Here is an 18377-nt window from a genome sequence, read left to right as displayed (position 1 = left end):
CCGCGGTCCCCGCTGCCCCGCAGGCCCGACCTGAACTGCCCGTGCTGCTGCGGCGACTCGACCCCGAGGTGCCGCTGCCCGCGTACGCGCTGCCCGGCGACGCCGGTGCCGATCTGCGGACCACCGAGGCCCGCGTCCTCGCCCCCGGTGAACGGGCCGTGCTGCCGACGGGGGTCGCGGTGGCGCTGCCCGAGGGCTACGCGGCCTTCGTGCACCCGCGTTCCGGGCTCGCGGCCCGTCTCGGTGTTGCTTTGGTGAATGCCCCGGGGACGGTTGATGCCGGGTACCGTGGGGAGATCAAGGTGATCGTGGTGAATCTCGATCCGCGCGAGAGCGTGCGGTTCGAGCGCTTCGACCGGATTGCCCAACTGGTTGTCCAGCAGGTCGAGAGGGTCCGCTTCCACGAGGTCGCGGAGCTTCCCGGTTCGGCGCGGGCCGAAGGGGGCTTCGGGTCCACCGGCGGTCACGCCTCGGTGGGCGTCCCGAGTGGGCTCGCGGGCGGGAACCAATACGGATCGGTCGGAACCGACCGGGAAGGACGATGACGTGTTCGGACGTCGCAAGAAGATGAGCTCCCCCGAGGACGCGGCAGACGCGCCGGCGGCGGACGCGGCGGGCGAGGCCGAGCAGGTCGACGACGCGGACGCGGCGGACGAGGCGGAGCGCGTACGGCTGGAGCCCGAGCCGCGGCCCGACGGCCCCTGGGACAGCACCGAGGTCGGTGACCCCAGCGAGGGTCGGGTGGACCTCGGCGGACTGTTCGTCCCCGGTGTCGAGGGCATGGAACTGCGGGTCGAGGTGGCCGGCGACGCGATCGTGGCCGCGACCGTCGTGCTCAAGGACAGCGCCATCCAGCTCCAGGGCTTCGCGGCCCCGAAGCGGGAGGGCATCTGGGGCGAGGTCCGCGAGGAGATCGCCTCCGGGATCACCCAGCAGGGCGGTGTCATCGACGAGGTCGAGGGCCCCCTCGGCTGGGAGCTGCGGGCCCAGGTCCCCGTGCAACTCCCGGACGGCACCGGCGGGTTCCAGGTCGTGCGGTTCGTCGGCATCGACGGCCCGCGCTGGTTCCTGCGCGGGGTCATCTCCGGTCAGGGCGCGGTGCAGCCGCAGGCCGCCGGGCTGTTGGAGCAGATCTTCCGGGACACCGTGGTGGTGCGGGGCGACGGCCCGATGGCGCCCCGCGACCCGATCGTCCTCCAGCTCCCCAACAACGCGCAGATGGTGCCCGAAGGGGTGCAGCAGGAGGACCAGGCCGGTTCCCGCTTCTCCGGCGGAATGGGCCAGCTGGCCCGGGGGCCGGAGATCACCGAGATCCGCTGAGCCCTCGTCCCCGCTCCGGTGCCGTGACGTGCGGGTCGCGCGCCGGAGCCGAACGGTGCCCGTGCCCCGTGTCCGCCCCCGCCCGGGCGGCCACGGGGCACGGCCCGTTGCCCCCGGTGGCACGGCGTGACCATACTGTCGGGCGAGTCGCACGAGCGTACGGGAGTGGGTATGGCACGGGGGGCAGCTGAGCCGGCGGAGGCCGAGGTCAGGGAGGGTGTCGACGAGGGCCCCATGGTGCGGGTGCAGAACCTGCGGCGGTCCTACGGCACCGGAGCGGCGGCCGTCCACGCGCTCAAGGGCGTGTCCTTCAGCGTGCCGCGCGGCGAGCTGGTCGCCCTCAAGGGACGCTCCGGCTCCGGCAAGACGACCCTGCTCAACCTCGTCGGCGGTCTCGACGCACCCGACGAGGGCTCCGTCCACGTCGACGGCCACGACCTCGCCGCGCTCGGCGAGGAGGGCCTGCTGGAGCTGCGGCGGGACCGGATCGGCTTCGTCTTCCAGTCCTTCGGGCTGATCCCGATCCTCAGCGCCGCCGAGAACGTGGGCGTACCGCTCAGACTGCGCAAGGCCGCCCCCAAGGAGCGCGACGAACGGGTCGCCCTGCTGCTCTCCCTGGTCGGGCTCGCCGACCACGCCCTCCAGCGCCCCGGGGAGCTGTCCGGCGGGCAGCGGCAGCGGGTCGCCATCGCCCGGGCGCTCGCCAACCAACCCTCCCTGATCATCGCCGACGAGCCCACCGGCCAGCTGGACGCCGAGACCGGACACGCCGTGATGGAACTGCTGCGCGCGGTCGTCCGCAGCGAGGGCGTCACCGCGCTGGTGGCCACCCACGACACGGCCCTGCTCGACCTCGCGGACCGGGTCCTCGAACTCAGCGACGGGGAGATCGTCGAGAGCGTGTGAGCACCGTCCGGGAGCAGCGCCCCGGACCGCCCGCGACCGCTCCTCCCATCGGCTCTTCACCCGGCGCGCCCCGCCTCACCTGCACCTCCGTACCCGCGTGACGCAGGTGACTCCCGGTATCAGGGTTGCGTCAAGGAGGAGCGACAGTCGATCACGCGTCTGATTTGTCGGACTTCTGGGTTGTACCGTCGGAGCGCGGCCGACACGGTGCGCGGGCGCGAGTGGAAGACAATGGGGCCATGGGACGCGGGAAGCTACGGATCTACCTCGGTGCGGCGCCGGGTGTGGGGAAGACGTATGCGATGTTGTCGGAGGCGCATCGGCGGGTGGAGCGGGGTACGGATTGTGTGGTGGCTTTTGTGGAGCATCATGGGCGGCCTCGTACGGAGGTGATGTTGCACGGGGTGGAGCAGGTGCCGCGGGTGGAGTTGGGGTATCGGGGTGCGGTGTTTTCGGAGATGGATGTGGGGGCGGTGTTGGCGCGGCGTCCTGCGGTGGCGTTGGTGGATGAGTTGGCGCATACGAATGTGCCGGGGTCGCGGAATGCGAAGCGTTGGCAGGACGTGGAGGAGTTGTTGGCGGCGGGGATCGATGTGATTTCCACGGTGAACATCCAGCATTTGGAGTCGTTGGGCGATGTGGTGGAGTCGATCACGGGGGTGCGGCAGCGGGAGACGGTGCCGGACGAGGTGGTGCGGCGGGCGGATCAGATAGAGCTGGTGGACATGTCGCCGCAGGCTTTGCGGCGGCGGATGGCGCACGGGAACATCTATCAGTCGGACAAGGTCGATGCGGCGTTGTCGAACTACTTCCGGCCGGGGAACCTGACGGCGTTGCGGGAGTTGGCGTTGTTGTGGGTCGCCGACCGCGTCGACGAGTACCTCCAGCAGTACCGCGGCGAACACAACATCCGCAGCACCTGGCAGGCCCGCGAACGCATCGTCGTGGGACTGACCGGCGGGCCGGAGGGGCGGACGCTGATACGGCGTGCCGCGCGGCTGGCGGAGAAGGGCGCCGGGGGCGAGGTCCTCGCGGTCTACATCTCCCGCAGTGACGGTCTCACCGCCGCCTCCCCGAAGGAACTCACCGTCCAACGCACCCTGGTGGAGGACCTGGGCGGCACCTTCCACCACGTCATCGGCGACGACGTGCCCTCCGCACTGCTGGAGTTCGCCCGCGGGGTCAACGCCACCCAGATCGTGCTCGGCTCCTCGCGCCGCCGGACCTGGCAGTACGTCTTCGGCCCCGGCGTCGGCGCCACCGTCGCCCGGGAGTCCGGGCCCGACCTCGACGTCCACATCGTCACCCACGAAGAGGTCGCCAAGGGCCGCGGGCTGCCCGTGGCGCGCGGCGCCGCCCGCCTCGGCCGGCAACGGATCATCTGGGGCTGGCTCGTCGGCGTCGGCGGCCCGGTGCTGCTGGCCCTGACGCTGACCAACGTCGACGCGGACCTCGGGCTCGCCAACGACATGCTCCTGTTCCTCTCCCTGACGGTGGCCGCCGCCCTGCTCGGCGGACTGCTCCCGGCCCTGGCGTCCGCCGCGTTCGGGTCCTTCCTGCTGAACTGGTTCTTCACCCCGCCGCTGCACCGCGTCACCATCGCCGACCCCAAGAACATCGTCGCCATAGTGATCTTCGTCGGGGTGGCCGTGGCGGTGGCCTCGGTGGTGGACCTGGCGGCCCGCCGCACCCACCAGGCGGCCCGGCTGCGCGCCGAGTCGGAGATCCTCTCCTTCCTCGCCGGCAGCGTCCTGCGCGGGGAGACCTCCCTCGACGCGCTGCTCGACCGGGTCCGCGAGACCTTCGCCATGGAGTCCGTCGCCCTGCTGGAACGCGAGGACGAGGTCGCCCCCTGGACCTGCGCCGGCAGCGTCGGACCGGCCCCCGTGAAGCGTCCCGAGGACGCCGACGTCGACGTACCCGTCGGGGACGACATGGCGCTGGCGCTGTCCGGGCGGGTGCTGCCCGCGGAGGACCGGCGGGTGCTCGCCGCCTTCGCCGCGCAGGCCGCCGTCGTCCTCGACCGCCAACGCCTCCAGGAGGAGGCCGACCGGGCCCGCGCCCTGGCCGAGGGCAACCGCATCCGCACCGCGCTGCTCGCCGCCGTCAGCCACGACCTGCGCACCCCGCTCGCCGCCATCAAGGCCGCCGTGTCCTCGCTGCGCTCCGACGACGTCGCCTGGTCCGAGGAGGACGAGGCGGAACTGCTGGCCGCGATCGAGGAGGGCGCCGACCGGCTGGACAACCTCGTCGGGAACCTCCTCGACATGTCCCGCCTCCAGACCGGCACCGTGCAACCCCTGATCCGCGAGGTCGACCTGGACGAGGTCGTCCCGATGGCGCTCGTCGGCGTGCCCGAGGGCAGCGTCTGCCTGGACGTCCCCGAGGCGCTGCCGATGGTCCGCGTCGACCCCGGACTGCTGGAGCGCGCCGTCGCCAACGTCGTCGAGAACGCCGTCAAGTACAGCCCCGAGGGCCAGCGCGTCCTGGTCGCCGCGAGCACCCTGGGCGAACGGGTCGAACTGCGCGTGGTGGACCGCGGCCCCGGCGTCCCCGACGAGGCCAAGGACCGCATCTTCGAACCCTTCCAACGCTACGGCGACGCCCCGCGCGGCGCCGGGGTCGGCCTCGGCCTCGCCGTCGCCCGCGGCTTCGCCGAGGCCATGGGGGGCACCCTCGCCACCGAGGACACCCCCGGCGGCGGCCTCACCATGGTCCTCACCCTCCCCGCCGCGGCCGGCCGCTCCCGGCCGCGGCCGGAACTCCCCGCCCAGGTCACCTCGTGACCTGGCACCCCGCCCCGGCCGCCCCGGCCCCGGGCGAACCGGTCCCGGTCACCCGGGCCACGGCCCACCAGAAAGGCAGGCGCTCATGACCCGGGTGCTCGTGGTCGACGACGAACCCCAGATCGTCCGCGCGCTCGTGATCAACCTCAAGGCCCGGAAGTACGAGGTGGACGCCGCCCCCGACGGCGCCACCGCACTCCAGCTCGCCGCCGCCCGCCACCCCGACGTCATCGTCCTCGACCTCGGGCTGCCCGACATGGACGGCGTGGAGGTGATCAGGGGGCTGCGGGGGTGGACCCGGGTGCCGATCCTGGTGCTGTCCGCCCGGCACAGCTCCGACGAGAAGGTGGAGGCCCTGGACGCGGGCGCCGACGACTACGTGACCAAGCCGTTCGGGATGGACGAACTGCTGGCCCGGCTGCGCGCGGCGGTGCGCCGGGCGGAACCGACCGGGGGCGGTGACGACGACGTGGTGGTCGAAACGGAGGACTTCACCGTCGACCTCGTCGCGAAGAAGGTCAACCGGGCCGGCCGGGACGTGCGACTCACCCCCACCGAGTGGCACCTGTTGGAGGTGCTGGTGCGCAACGCCGGGCGCCTGGTGAGCCAGAAGCAACTGCTCCAGGAGGTCTGGGGACCTTCCTACGGCACCGAGACCAACTACCTGCGGGTCTACATGGCCCAGCTGCGGCGGAAGCTGGAGGCCGACCCCTCCCACCCCCGGCACTTCATCACCGAACCGGGAATGGGGTACCGGTTCGAAAGGTGACCGCGGTCCGCGCCGTCCTCGTGGAGGGGGAAGGGGCAGGGGGCCGGGGCCGAGCCCGGGCGGTCGGCACCGGAGACTGGGTACCCTTCCCCTATGAGTGCTCCACGTTCCGAGAAGCCGACGGGCAGGTTCCGGCGCATGCTCGGCCGGCTCGCGGACATATCGGCGTCCCAGGAGGACCTGGAGTCCGAGGAACTGCGCGAGGACGCCGAGACGACCGGCTGCATCCGCATCGGTGACTGCCAGGACCGTCAGATCGTTACCGTTACTGGTACCTTGCGCACGGTCACCCTCCGCCCCCGGGCGGGGGTGCCCGCCTTGGAAGCGGAGCTCTTCGACGGTTCGGCCGCGCTCGACGTGGTCTGGCTGGGCAGGCGCTCCATCGTCGGGATCGAACCGGGACGCAAGCTCATCGCGTCCGGCCGGGTCGCGATGAGCCGGGGCCGCCGGGTGCTCTTCAACCCGAAGTACGAACTCAGACCCCTTGGACGGGAGTAGCCGGTGACGTCCCTCGACAAACCGACCGACCACCGGAAGCCCACCCCGGACGGCGCGGGGCCCACGGCCTCCGACGGCGCCGCGGGCGAGGACTCCAGGACCGTGACCGAGGCGGCGCTCTTCGAGGCGTTCGGCGGGGTCCGGGGGATGGTCGAGACGGTCGTTCCCGGACTGCTCTTCGTCACCATCTACACGATCAACAAGGACCTCCACCTCTCCGCGATCGCGGCCCTGGTGGTCTCGGTGCTGATGGTCGTGGTCCGGCTGGTGATGAAGGACACCGTCAAGCACGCGTTCAGCGGTGTCTTCGGGGTCGCCTTCGGCGTGGTCTTCGCGATGATGACCGGCAACGCCAAGGACTTCTACCTGCCGGGCATGCTCTACACGCTCGGCCTCGGCCTCGCCTACGTCATCACCACCCTGGCGGGCGTCCCCCTGATGGGCCTGGTCCTCGGCCCGGTCTTCAAGGAGAACCTCTCCTGGCGGACCCGCAACCCCGGCCGCAAGAAGGCGTACGCCAAGGCCAGCTACGCCTGGGGCGGCATCCTGCTGGCCAAGTCCGCGATCCTGTTCCCGCTCTACTGGTGGGCCGACACCACCCAGCTCGGGTGGGTCCTGGTCGCCCTGAAGATCCCGCCGTTCCTGCTGGCGGTCTGGTTGACCTGGGTCTTCCTCGCGAAGGCGCCCGCCCCCATCGACGTGTTCGCCGAGATGGAGGAGCGGGAAGCCGCCGAGAAGGCGGCGAAGGCCGAGAAGGCCGCGGCGAAGGCCACCGGCGAGAACGCTGCGGGATAGCCCCCGCGGCACGAACGCCTCGCGGCACGAACGAGCACCGCGTGAGGGGCGCCCGGAACCATCCCGGGCGCCCCTCACGCACGTTCCGCCCCGGTCCGGGGCGCGGGCTCAGTCCTCGTCGGGGTCGCGCCGCACCGACAGCAGGTCCTCCAACTGCTCCTCGCGGGCCTGGGCCGCGACGAACAGCAACTCGTCGCCCGCCTCCAGCGAGTCCTCCTGGGTGGGGGCGAGGACCCGGGTGCCGCGGATGATGGTCACCAGGGAGGTGTCCTGCGGCCACGCCACGTCACCGACCCGGGTGCCCGCGAGCGCCGACTCCGGGGGCAGCGTCAGCTCGACCAGGTTGGCGTCACCGTGGCTGAAGCGCAGCAACCGGACCAGGTCGCCGACGCTCACCGCCTCCTCCACCAGCGCCGACATCAGCCGGGGCGTCGAGACGGCGACGTCCACGCCCCAGGACTCGTTGAACAGCCACTCGTTCTTGGGGTTGTTCACCCGGGCGACCACCCGCGGAACGCCGTACTCCGTCTTCGCGAGCAGCGAGACGACCAGGTTCACCTTGTCGTCACCGGTGGCGGCGATGACCACGTTGCAGCGCTGGAGCGCCGCCTCGTCCAGCGAGGTGATCTCACAGGCGTCGGCGAGCAGCCACTCCGCCCGGGGCACGCGCTCGACCGAGATCGCGGTCGGCGCCTTGTCGATCAGCAGGATCTCGTGACCGTTCTCCAGCAGCTCACCGGCGATGGAACGACCCACCGCCCCCGCTCCCGCAATGGCGACCCTCATCAGTGACCGCCTTCTTCCTCGGGGCCCTCGGCGAACGCGGCCTCCACCTTGTCGACGTCGTCCGGGCGCATCACCACGTGCACCAGGTCACCTTCCTGGAGCACGGTCTGCGAGGTCGGCAGGATCGCCTCGCCCAGCCGGGTGAGGAACGCCACCCGCACCCCCGTCTCGTCCTGGAGACGACTGATCTTGTGGCCCACCCACGAGGTAGGGGTGTGCACCTCGGCGAGCTGCACCCCACCGGTCGGGTCCCGCCACAGCGGCTCGGCGCCGGAGGGCAGCAGCCGCCGCAGCATCTGGTCGGCGGTCCAGCGGACCGTGGCGACGGTCGGGATGCCCAGGCGCTGGTACACCTCGGCCCGCCGCGGGTCGTAGATGCGCGCCGCGACGTGTTCGATGCCGAACATCTCGCGCGCCACCCGGGCCGCGATGATGTTGGAGTTGTCGCCGCTGGACACGGCCGCGAAGGCGCCCGCCTCCTCGATGCCGGCCTCCCGCAGGGTGTCCTGGTCGAAACCGATGCCCGTGACGCGCCGTCCGCCGAACCCGGAGCCCAGGCGCCGGAAGGCGGTGGGGTCCCGGTCGATCACGGCGACCGTGTGCCCCTGCTGCTCCAGGGTCTGGGCGAGAGCGGAACCCACTCTGCCGCAGCCCATGATGACGATGTGCACGACCGTCCTTCCGACTGTCGATCTCTCGCTGAACTAGTGGAACTAGTGAACTCGTGCGAACTGGATGACTTGCTGACTGGCTGGATTCGTCTGGTGTCGCTGAAGTTGTTGACGTCGGTCACGGCGCCGCGGTTGTCCGGCATCGGTGACGGACGGGACGCGCGCACGGCCCCGTGGAGTCGTCGGCGAACGGGCGCGGGCCGGGGGCCTGCGGACTTGACCCGGGCTTGACCCGGGCTTTGCCAAGTCCCCGCCGATCGTGACGACTCAGGCTTAACAGGGTCTCAGACCGGGGCCGAAGACACACACGCGCGGTCGCCCCACGGCTCCCTCCCGCACGGCCGGGAACCGGCGACGAATCGTCACCACGAGTTCTGGGGTGGTGGGTGGGCGGCCCCCCGTTCGAACGCATACGATCCTCTGCGTGTCCAAACTGACCGACGTGCCCAAACGGCTTCTGATCGGGCGCGCCCTGCGCAGTGACCGGTTGGGGGAGACGCTCCTGCCGAAGCGCATCGCCCTCCCCGTCTTCGCGTCCGATCCGCTCTCCTCCGTGGCGTACGCGCCGGGCGAGGTGCTGCTGGTGCTCTCCATCGCGGGCGTGTCGGCGTACCACTTCAGCCCGTGGATCGCCCTCGCGGTCGTCGTCCTGATGTTCACGGTGGTCGCGTCGTACCGGCAGAACGTGCACGCCTACCCCAGCGGCGGCGGGGACTACGAGGTCGCCACCACCAACCTCGGCCCCAAGGCCGGCCTCACGGTCGCCAGCGCGCTGCTCGTCGACTACGTCCTCACCGTCGCCGTGTCGATCTCCTCCGGCGTGGAGAACCTGGGCTCGGCGATCCCGTTCGTGGTCGAGAACAAGGTGCTCGTCGCGGTCAGCATGATCGTGCTGCTCACCCTGATGAACCTCCGCGGGGTCAGGGAGTCGGGGAAGCTCTTCGCCATCCCCACCTACGTCTTCGTCACCGCGGTCTTCACCATGATCGCCTGGGGCGCGTTCCGGGGTCTGGTCCTCGACGACGACCTCAAGGCGCCCACCGCCGGCTTCGAGATCCAGGCCGAACACCAGGGGCTCGCCGGCTTCGCCCTGGTCTTCCTGCTGCTGCGCGCCTTCTCCTCCGGCTGCGCCGCGCTCACCGGCGTCGAAGCGATCAGCAACGGCGTGCCCGCGTTCCGCAAGCCCAAGTCCAAGAACGCGGCGACCACCCTGGCCCTGATGGGCCTGCTCGCCGTCACCATGTTCTGCGGGATCATCGGCCTCGCCATGGCCTCCGACGTGCGGATGGCCGAGAACCCGGCCAAGGACCTCGTCCACGACGGCGCCCCGGTCGGCGACTCCTACGTCCAGGACCCGGTGATCTCCCAGGTCGCCGCCGCCGTCTTCGGGGACGGCACCTTCCTCTTCGTGGTGCTCGCCGCCGCGACCGCGCTGGTCCTGTTCCTGGCCGCGAACACCGCGTACAACGGGTTCCCGCTGCTCGGCTCGATCCTCGCCCAGGACCGCTACCTGCCGCGCCAGCTCCACACCCGCGGCGACCGGCTCGCCTTCTCCAACGGGATCGTCCTGCTCGCCGGTGCCGCCGCCCTCCTCGTCGTCGTCTACGGCGCCGACTCCACCCGACTGATCCAGCTCTACATCGTCGGCGTCTTCGTCTCCTTCACCCTCAGCCAGACCGGCATGGTGCGGCACTGGAACCGGCTCCTGCGCACCGAGCGCGACGCGGACCGGCGCCGGCACATGAAGCGGTCCCGGGCCATCAACGCCTTCGGCGCCTTCTTCACCGGCCTGGTGCTCGTCGTCGTCCTGGTCACCAAGTTCACGCACGGCGCCTGGGTCGCCCTCCTCGGCATGGTCATCTTCTACGCGACGATGACCGCGATCCGCCGCCACTACGACCGGGTCGCCGAGGAGATCAGCGCCCCCGAGGAGCCCACCGACGACGTGGTGCGGCCCTCCCGGGTGCACTCCATCGTCCTGGTCTCCAAGCTCCACCGCCCCACCCTGCGGGCCCTGTCCTACGCCAAGCTGATGCGCTCCGACACCCTGGAGGCGCTGAGCGTCAACGTCGACCCGACCGAGACCAAGGCCCTCAAGGACGAGTGGGACCGACGCGGCATAGACGTCCCCCTCAAGGTCCTCGACTCGCCCTACCGCGAGGTCACCCGGCCCGTCATCGAGTACGTGAAGGGCCTGCGCCGGGAGTCGCCGCGGGAGGCGGTGAGCGTGATCATCCCCGAGTACGTGGTGGGCCACTGGTACGAGCACCTGCTCCACAACCAGAGCGCGCTGCGGCTCAAGGGACGGCTGCTGTTCACCCCCGGAGTGATGGTGACCTCGGTGCCCTACCAACTGGAGTCCTCCGAGGCGGCGAAGAAGCGGGCCCGCAGGCGCCAGGAGTGGAACGCCCCCGGCGCGGTGCGGCGCGGCCCCGTCGAGAAGCGCGCCAAGGAGCCCACGGGCAAGGACTGAGCCGACCGGACGGGGTGGCTCCGTACGGTGACGGCCCGCTGCACCCGCACCGGGCACGTAGACTGGTGGGCTGTTGTCCCGCAGCCTTCCCTCACCTCTTGTGGAGTCACCCCGCCATGCAGGCAGAACCGAAGAAATCGCTGGTGGGCCAGGAGTACGAGGTCGAGGTCGGACCGGTCGCCCACGGCGGCCACTGCGTCGCCCGCACCGAGGACGGCCGGGTGCTCTTCGTCCGCCACGCACTCCCCGGCGAGCGGGTGCTCGCCCGCGTCACGGACGGCGACGACGACTCCCGGTTCCTGCGCGCGGACGCCGTGGAGGTGCGGGACCCCTCCAAGGACCGGGTGACCGCACCGTGCCCGTTCTCCGGCCCGGGCCGCTGCGGCGGCTGCGACTGGCAGCACGCGAAGCCCGGCGCCCAGCGGCGGCTCAAGGGCGAGGTCATCGCCGAACAGCTCCAGCGCCTCGCGGGCCTCAGGCCCGAGGACGTCGGCTGGGACGGCACGGTGATGCCCGCCGAGGGCGACAAGCTGCCCGTCGGAGAGGTCCCCGCGTGGCGCACCCGGGTGCAGTACGCGGTCGACGAGGAGGGCCGGGCGGGGCTGCGCCGGCACCGCTCGCACGACGTCGAGCCGATCGACCACTGCATGATCGCCGCGGAGGGCGTCACCGAACTGGGCATCGAAGCCCGCAGCTGGCCCGGCATGGCCTCGGTCGAGGCGATCGCCGCGACCGGCTCCCAGGACCGCCAGGTGATCCTGACCCCGCGCCCCGGGGCCCGGCTCCCGCTGGTCGAGCTGGACCGGCCGGTGTCCGTGCTGCGCGTCGACGAACACGACGGCGGGGTGCACCGCGTCCACGGCCGCCCCTTCGTCCGCGAACGGGCCGACGAGCGCACGCACCGGGTCGGCAACGGCGGCTTCTGGCAGGTGCACCCCAAGGCGGCGGACACGCTCGTCAAGGCCGTGATGCAGGGGCTGCTGCCCCGCAAGGGCGACACCGCGCTCGACCTCTACTGCGGGGTCGGCCTGTTCGCGGGCGCGCTGGCCGACCGGGTCGGTGAGCGGGGCGCCGTCCTCGGCATCGAGTCGGGCAAGCGGGCCGTGGAGGACGCGCGGCACAACCTGCGGGACTTCCCGCGGGTACGGGTGGAGCAGGGCAAGGTGGAGCAGGTGCTGCCCCGTACCGGCATCACCGAGGCCGACCTGGTCGTCCTCGACCCTCCGCGGGCCGGTGCCGGGCGCCGCACGGTGGAGCACCTCGCCGCGCTGGGCGCCCGCCGCATCGCGTACGTCGCCTGCGACCCGGCGGCCCTCGCCCGGGACCTCGCCTCCTTCGCCGAGGCCGGCTACCGCGTACGGACGCTGCGCGCCTTCGACCTCTTCCCGATGACGCACCACGTCGAGTGCGTGGCGATCCTGGAGCCGGTGGCTAAGGGCTCCTGACCTGCGGTTCGCGCCTGCGCGAGTTCGTGTGACACCGGAGAAGCCGGATGTTCCTCCCAAGCTCCCTCAGACATGTGCGTCCGGGGTCTGGTCGGCCGGTTTCCAGTCGAGCACCGAGCGGTCGTGCTGCCGGAGCTTCTCCTCGGCCGTGTGCTCGATGTGGCGCATGCTCCAGCGCAGGATGGGCGGGGCCATCAACGAGGTGATGATGGCGACGAGGACGATGAGCGTGTAGGACGTGGCGTTGAGCACGCCGATGCGCAGTCCCGCGGCCGCGACGACGAGTTGGATGACGCCGCGGGCGTTGAGCGCGCCGCCCAGGGCGACGGATTCCCAGGTCCCGACGCCGACGGCCTTGGCGCCGACGAAGACGCCGACCACTTTGCCGGTGACGGCAACCAGCAGCAGGGCGGCGCCGGCCGCGAGCGTCAGGGGATCGGTGAGTGCGCTCAGCTCCAGGCGCAGGCCGGCAGTGGCGAAGAAGAGGGGCGCGAACACCGCGAGGACGACCGTGCGCAGGGGTGCGAGCCGCGCGCGCAGGTTCCGGGGGCCCGCGCTGATGAGCATGCCTGCCAGGAAGGCACCGAACATGGCTTCCAGGCCCAGTGCGTGCGTGGCGGCGGAGCAGAGGAGGACGAAGGCGGTTGCGGTGCCCACCACGAACGCCGTGTCCGAAGTGTGCTCGGCCGTCTTCATGACCCGGTTGGCCAAGGGCCTGAGTATGCAGAAGGCGACGGTGAGCACCAGGGCCGTGGCGAGCAGCGGCATGACGAGGTGGTCGCCTCCCGTGCCGCCGACGGCCATGGCCGACACCACGGACAGCAGGATCCATCCGACGACGTCGTCCAGCATGCCCGCGGCCAGGGTGAGTTGGCCGACGTCGCGGTGGATGAGGTGCATGTCGGTGAGGATCTTGGCGATGACCGGCAGCGCGCTGACGGACAGTGCGACGGCGATGAAGAGCGCGAAGACGGGGCGGTCGGAGCCGTCGGGGAGGAGGCTCGCGGGAGCCGCCCAGCCGGCGGCGTAGCCGAGCGCGAAGGGCAGAAGCAGACCTCCCATGCCGACGCCGAGAGCGGTGACGCCACGACGTCGTACCAAGGCGGCGTCCATCTCGATGCCCGTGATGCCGACCAGCAGCAGGACCCCGATCTGGCCGACCGCGTCGAGGAGGTGGAACTGCCCGGTGTCCTGGGGCAGCAGCCAGTTCGCGGCGGTGGGGGAGACGTTGCCCAGGATGGTCGGCCCGAGGAGGATGCCGACACACAGTTCGCCGGCGACGGCCGGCATCCCGAGCCGGGTGGCGAGGCGTCCGCACAGTACGGCGAGGAGGACGAGCAGTCCGGCTTGCAGCAGGAACACGAACAGTTGGTGGGACGGCAGCGGCGGGATCGGTGAGGCTGCGAGGTGCACGGGTGCAATCTCCTGACGGGATGCCCTGGGTGCGGTGGGCGGTGCCGCGCACAGAGCCGTGGATGTGAGAGCGAGGGCGTGCGGTCCGGCGGCGGGTGGTGGTGAGGTGCCGCGGCGACCGCGGACTTCTCCGTGCGTTCTCGTGCGCGGAGCCCCGTGCAGGCCGCCACGGCGAGGACCATGACCGCGATGCCGTACACGGTGGTGGTGTCGAGCCCGAACTTTTGGACGGCGAGGCCCGACGACCGCAGGCACGTCGAACCTCAGGTAGCCCACGACGTAGGTGCTGGCCACCACTCCGGCCCGCTCATCGGGAGCGGGCCGGCGGCGCGACGGCCTGGAAGGCGCCGAGGAAACCGGTGCCGAGGTGGTGACCGGCGATGGCGATGCCGACGAAGAGGAACACGGTCAGGAGCAGCGCGTGGACGCGGGTGCTCGCTTGGGGCGAAGAGCAGCGGCATCTGCACCGTGGTGATCGGCCAGAAGTCGAACGTCCGGGAACGGAACGTCAGTTGGCGCACGGGACTCATGCGCCCCCCGTCGACGATCGGCTAGGCCCGGAGGGCGGGCGGGCACGGCGCCGCGGTGTCCGTCGCGTGTCGGGGAGTCAGCAGGCACCCGGCAGTTCCGTGTGTGCCGGGAGGCACCCGAGGGCCTCGCCGTCGCCGCGGTCACTCTGTCGCCCCCCGCGCGATGCGTGCTGCATCCGTTGTGTCCGGGTCGGCCGTTGCCGTGGACGGGTGTGACAGGCGTGCGCGGACGAGGAAGTAGGTTCCGGCCACGATGCCGACCCCGGCGACGCCGGCGGACCACCAGGGGAGGTCGGCGTGGACGCCGTAGAGGAAGACTCCCAGCGCCGGTCCCACCGACATTCCCGCCGTCTGGCAGAAGCCCAGGAAGGACTGGTATCTCCCCACCGCCCCCGGGGGAGCCGCCTTCGCCGAGATCTCGGAGGCGGTCGGCGCCACCAGCATCTCCCCGGTCGTCCAGAGAACGACGGAGACGATGATGACCGTCCAGTTCGGGCCGAAGGCCAGGACCGTCATGCCGCTGACCACGCAGGCCGACCCCAGCGCCGCCACGACATGGGAGGGAATCCGCCTCATCACCAGTGACACCGGGACTTCGCAGCACATCACCATGACGGCGTTGGCGGTGAGCATGACGCCGTACGTGCGCGCACCGTAACCGGCGTCGGTGACCGCCAGCGGCAGCGGGCCCAGGTGCATGGAGTAGACGACCGCCGTGATTCCGGACAGGACACAGAACGCCATGAAGACCGGATCGCCGGACAGAGCCCTCTTCTCCCTCTTCTCCCGGTGTCCGGCCGTCCCGCTCCCGGATCCCGATGCCCGCTCCCGGAGCGTCGAGGGAAGCGCCAACAGCATCAGTGTGGAGGCGAATGCCGCGATCGCGTTGCCGAGCAGCAAGGTGTCCATGTGGGATTCGGCCCAGAGCCCTCCGAGCAGTCCGCCGAGGGCCGCTCCCACATTGAAGGTCGTCCGGAAGCCGGCGAACATGGTGAGCCGCCGGTCCTCGGGGGCAGTGATGCTGATGACCGCCTGCGCCACCGGGGTGAAGCCCTGGACCGCCATGGACAGCAGCGCGGCGAGGATCACCGAGGCGGTGAACCCCGTGAATGCCGTCAGCGCCAGCGACAGCACCGCCGTCGACAGCGTGCAGAGCGCCAGGGTCCGGCGCGGGCCCATGCGATCGGCGGTCCAGCCCGACAGGCCCGCGCCCGCGATGCCGGCCCCGGCGACCACGGCCAGGGCCGTCGTGATCTGGCCGGGGCCGAAGCCGCGGGAGGCGAGGATCAGCGCCAGGAAGATGGCGAAGAAGCCGCCGACACGGTTGAGGAAGGCGCTGGCCGCGACGATCAGTATCGGGGTGGGCACCCCCTTGATCGTGCGATACGCCGTCCCACCGGTCGCCGGCGCTCCGGTCATTCGCTTTCCAGTGGATCGAAATCGAGCCGCACCGTGCGTTCCGCCCGGTCCAGCAGTTCCGCGCACTCCTTCTCGTTGCCGCCCTCGACGATGATGTAGGCATAGCGCGCCACGTAGTCGTGCGGAGGGCGGCGCAGAACGGATCCCGGAGCGGCCGCGGTCCCCGCCTCCACGACGCCGGGCAGGGCGACGGTGTCGGAGAGGTCGACCGACCGGAGCACGAGATCCTGCTCCGGCCGCAGGAACCGGATGCTCACCGTCTTGGACCGGGTACGGGAGATCAGTGGTTCGCGGCCGGTGACGGCGTCGACGCAGACCGCTCCCACGTCGATGCCGGTGGCCATCTCGCCGAGGCGCGGTACGAGGTCTCCGCCCGGGCGTCCGTTGATCTCCACGATCACCGGCCCCCGCGGGGTGAGTTTGACCTCGGTGTGGGTCGCCCCGTGGGTGATGCCGAGTGCCCGGTGCGCCTCTTGCAGCATCTCGATGAGGGCACCGTCCTCCACGAGCGGGTCGTCGCCGAAGACCGTGTGCCCGACCTCGACGAAGTACGGCGCGTCCGCCACCTTCTTGTGGGCCACGAACATCGCCCGGTACCGGCCGTCGTAGACGACGCCGTCGATGCTGATCTCCTCACCGGTGAGGAACTGCTCGACGAGGTAGTCGTCCGGCACCTCGACGCCCGGGTAGCCGGCCTGGGTGGACACGGCGAAGGCCTCGGCCATCTCCTCGGGGCGGTGGACGCCGACGACGCCGTAACTCGCCCCCAACGTACGCGGTTTGACGACGACCGGGTAGCCCAGCTCCGCCGCCGCCGCACGCGCTTCCTCGGCGGAGCGGACCGTGGTGAACCCCGGCTGGGCCACCCCCGCCTCCGTCAGGAGCCGACGCGAGGTCTTCTTGTCCCGGCAGTTGGCGGCCGTGGCGGCGGAGAGCCCCGGAAGGCCGAGGAAGTCCACGACCGCCGCATAGTGGCGCAGTACCGCTTCGTCAGGGCAGAGCACTCCGACGACGTCGTGCCGCGCGGCGAGGCTCTTCGTCGCCCGGATCATCTCGTCGGTGTCGAAGAGGTTCAACACGGTGGATCCGGCGGCGTAGTCGCTCTGCCAGGTGGGCATTTCGTTCTCGAACAGCCAGACCGCATGACGGTCTGCCGCCGCCCGGAGCAGATACTCCCGGTACGGCCTGTCGTCGCGGCCCTCATGACTTCCGATCCCCACGACGAGGAAGACTTGGTCGCGCGCGTGCCGACTGGTCAACTGCTGTGTCCTCTCTGGGAATCGTCACGCGAAGTCGGTCCGGACGGTCACGTACCGGGCCGTGAGGGCCGCGACCTCCTTGCGTATGACCTCCGGGTCCCCTCCGCCCAGGGCTCGGGCGGTCAGGTCGGCCACCTCGGTCATCGCGTCCAGGTCCATCCCCGTACGGGTGAGTTCCTGGGTCCCCAGGCGCAACCCGGACGTTCCCTGCGCGGGCAGGTGGACGACGGAGGCGCGGATACCGCAACTCTGCAGCTGGGCGCCCCAGTCGACCGGATCCTGCGTGTCGTCGGGCGGGAGGACCCAGATCTGGTGGGTCTCGGTGAATCCGAAGTGCTCGCCCACCACGCACAAGCCGCGGTCGCTCAGCAGCTCCGCCAGCCTCCGCGCATTGGCGATCACGGCGCGGGCGTAGGCCTGACGACTGTCCATCAGCTCGCTGAAGGTGACCGCGAGGGCCCCGACGCTGTTCGTGTGCGCGCTCGACACCCGGAACTTGAGGTGCTCGGACATGTCCGCGGCGACCTTTTCGTCGCTCGACAGCATGACCGCCTTCTGCGGGCCGGGGAAGGTCTTGTGCGTGCTGGCCGTGCACAGGCTGATGTGGCGCCACAGATCGGGGAGGTCGTAGAGCACGGGCAGCAGGCCCAGTATGTGTGAGGCGTCGAAACAGACGAGCGCGTCGCTTCCCACCGCGTTCCTCATCTGCTCCATGTCTGGAACCCGGAGCGCCGTGGAGAGGTCCACGTAGTAGAAGCGGGACGGAACGGCGCGGTGGAGCTCCGCCAGCCGGTCCATGTCCAGTCGAAGCTCCACGCCGTCGAACGGCAGCAGACCGACGTCGTGCCCGAAGTCCCGGCAGATCTGCTCGGTGGCGTAGTGGCCGCCGGCGTCCGGCCCCAGGGACACGATGCGCTCGCCCGGCTCGCTCAGCGTGGAGATCATGCTCTGCATGGCGTGCAGACCGGAGAGGAAGTGCACCAGGGCGTGGTCGACCTGGAAGTACTCACGGGCCAGGCTGGCGCACTCCTCGTACAGGTCGCCCACGTTCGAGGGGTCCCCGTACAGGTAGCCGGGGCCGCTCATCCTCGGGTAGCGCGACACCAGGTCCGACCCCAGCAGCGAGCGCGCGCCGTCGCTCAGGCGATTCTCGATCGGATAGAGGTTGAGGGTGGGGCCTACGCGGCCGAATCGGTGAATGATCTCTTCAGGGGTCACGGCAGGCCTCTCGCTGATCGTGGAATCGGGGGGCGTCCGGGACGGGCGACGACCCTTCCCGGACGACGGGAACACGGCCTCTCGGGCCG

15 protein-coding genes are annotated in these 18377 nt (G+C 71.1%); 9 read left to right on the top strand and 6 right to left on the bottom strand.

Annotated elements, in window-relative coordinates; genetic code table 11:
- Positions 1–41 precede the first annotated feature (41 nt).
- From dut to ACFYOU_RS15775, 7 genes are all read left to right on the top strand, one after another.
- Positions 42–545 carry a dUTP diphosphatase gene (dut, locus tag ACFYOU_RS15805; protein WP_389768043.1) on the top strand — a complete coding sequence of 168 codons (504 nt, stop codon included), beginning with the start codon at positions 42–44 and terminating at the stop codon, positions 543–545.
- Position 546: 1 nt separating this feature from the next.
- The gene (locus ACFYOU_RS15800; protein ID WP_387011261.1) at positions 547–1320 is read left to right on the top strand and encodes a DUF3710 domain-containing protein; all 774 of its coding nucleotides are present in this window, start codon (positions 547–549) and stop codon (positions 1318–1320) included.
- 234 nt (positions 1321–1554) lie between these two features.
- Positions 1555–2226, top strand: coding sequence for an ABC transporter ATP-binding protein (locus tag ACFYOU_RS15795; protein ID WP_389768045.1), 672 nt, complete (start codon positions 1555–1557; stop codon positions 2224–2226).
- Positions 2227–2465: 239 nt separating this feature from the next.
- The gene (locus ACFYOU_RS15790) at positions 2466–5012 is read left to right on the top strand and encodes an ATP-binding protein (RefSeq protein WP_391306166.1); all 2547 of its coding nucleotides are present in this window, start codon (positions 2466–2468) and stop codon (positions 5010–5012) included.
- Between the two features lie 85 nt (positions 5013–5097).
- Positions 5098–5781 carry a response regulator gene (locus ACFYOU_RS15785; protein WP_385488469.1) on the top strand — a complete coding sequence of 228 codons (684 nt, stop codon included), beginning with the start codon at positions 5098–5100 and terminating at the stop codon, positions 5779–5781.
- A 93-nt stretch (positions 5782–5874) separates the two neighbouring features.
- Positions 5875–6279: an OB-fold nucleic acid binding domain-containing protein gene (locus ACFYOU_RS15780; protein WP_386999496.1), complete on the top strand. Its 405-nt coding sequence runs from the start codon at positions 5875–5877 to the stop codon at positions 6277–6279.
- Positions 6280–6282: 3 nt separating this feature from the next.
- A complete protein-coding gene (locus ACFYOU_RS15775) occupies positions 6283–7074 on the top strand; it encodes a DUF3159 domain-containing protein (protein ID WP_391306163.1) in 792 nt (263 codons plus the stop codon).
- A gap of 108 nt (positions 7075–7182) precedes the next feature.
- Here ACFYOU_RS15775 and ACFYOU_RS15770 read toward each other — a convergent pair whose 3' ends face one another.
- Both ACFYOU_RS15770 and ACFYOU_RS15765 read right to left on the bottom strand, forming a co-directional pair.
- A complete protein-coding gene (locus ACFYOU_RS15770) occupies positions 7183–7860 on the bottom strand; it encodes a potassium channel family protein (protein WP_385488462.1) in 678 nt (225 codons plus the stop codon).
- Positions 7860–8531 (bottom strand): potassium channel family protein, encoded by a 672-nt coding sequence (locus ACFYOU_RS15765; RefSeq protein WP_386999500.1) that lies wholly within the window; start codon positions 8529–8531, stop codon positions 7860–7862. Before ACFYOU_RS15765 ends, ACFYOU_RS15770 begins: the two co-directional genes overlap by 1 nt.
- Positions 8532–8955: 424 nt before the next feature.
- Between ACFYOU_RS15765 and ACFYOU_RS15760 the strand changes: the two genes are divergently transcribed.
- Together ACFYOU_RS15760 and ACFYOU_RS15755 are read left to right on the top strand one after the other, a co-directional pair.
- Positions 8956–11004, top strand: coding sequence for an APC family permease (locus ACFYOU_RS15760; RefSeq protein ID WP_389765954.1), 2049 nt, complete (start codon positions 8956–8958; stop codon positions 11002–11004).
- 116 nt (positions 11005–11120) lie between these two features.
- On the top strand, positions 11121–12449 hold the full coding sequence (locus ACFYOU_RS15755; RefSeq protein ID WP_391306160.1) for a TRAM domain-containing protein: 1329 nt from the start codon (positions 11121–11123) through the stop codon (positions 12447–12449).
- Between the two features lie 66 nt (positions 12450–12515).
- Here the strand turns inward: ACFYOU_RS15755 and ACFYOU_RS15750 are convergent, their stop codons facing one another.
- From ACFYOU_RS15750 to ACFYOU_RS15735, 4 genes are all read right to left on the bottom strand, one after another.
- The gene (locus ACFYOU_RS15750; RefSeq protein ID WP_391306158.1) at positions 12516–13862 is read right to left on the bottom strand and encodes a cation:proton antiporter; all 1347 of its coding nucleotides are present in this window, start codon (positions 13860–13862) and stop codon (positions 12516–12518) included.
- 671 nt (positions 13863–14533) lie between these two features.
- Positions 14534–15760: an MFS transporter gene (locus tag ACFYOU_RS15745; protein WP_391306156.1), complete on the bottom strand. Its 1227-nt coding sequence runs from the start codon at positions 15758–15760 to the stop codon at positions 14534–14536.
- Positions 15761–15807: 47 nt separating this feature from the next.
- Positions 15808–17070, bottom strand: coding sequence for an ATP-grasp domain-containing protein (locus ACFYOU_RS15740; RefSeq protein ID WP_391306153.1), 1263 nt, complete (start codon positions 17068–17070; stop codon positions 15808–15810).
- Between the two features lie 24 nt (positions 17071–17094).
- Positions 17095–18288, bottom strand: a complete 1194-nt coding sequence (locus ACFYOU_RS15735) for a serine hydroxymethyltransferase (RefSeq protein WP_391306151.1) — start codon at positions 18286–18288, stop codon at positions 17095–17097.
- Positions 18289–18377 lie beyond the last annotated feature (89 nt).

This window comes from Streptomyces sp. NPDC005955, from assembly GCF_042871255.1.
Classification (GTDB): Bacteria; Actinomycetota; Actinomycetes; order Streptomycetales; family Streptomycetaceae; genus Streptomyces.
Note: the sequence above shows the minus strand (reverse complement) of the source record. Positions and strands in the feature narration are given on the sequence as shown.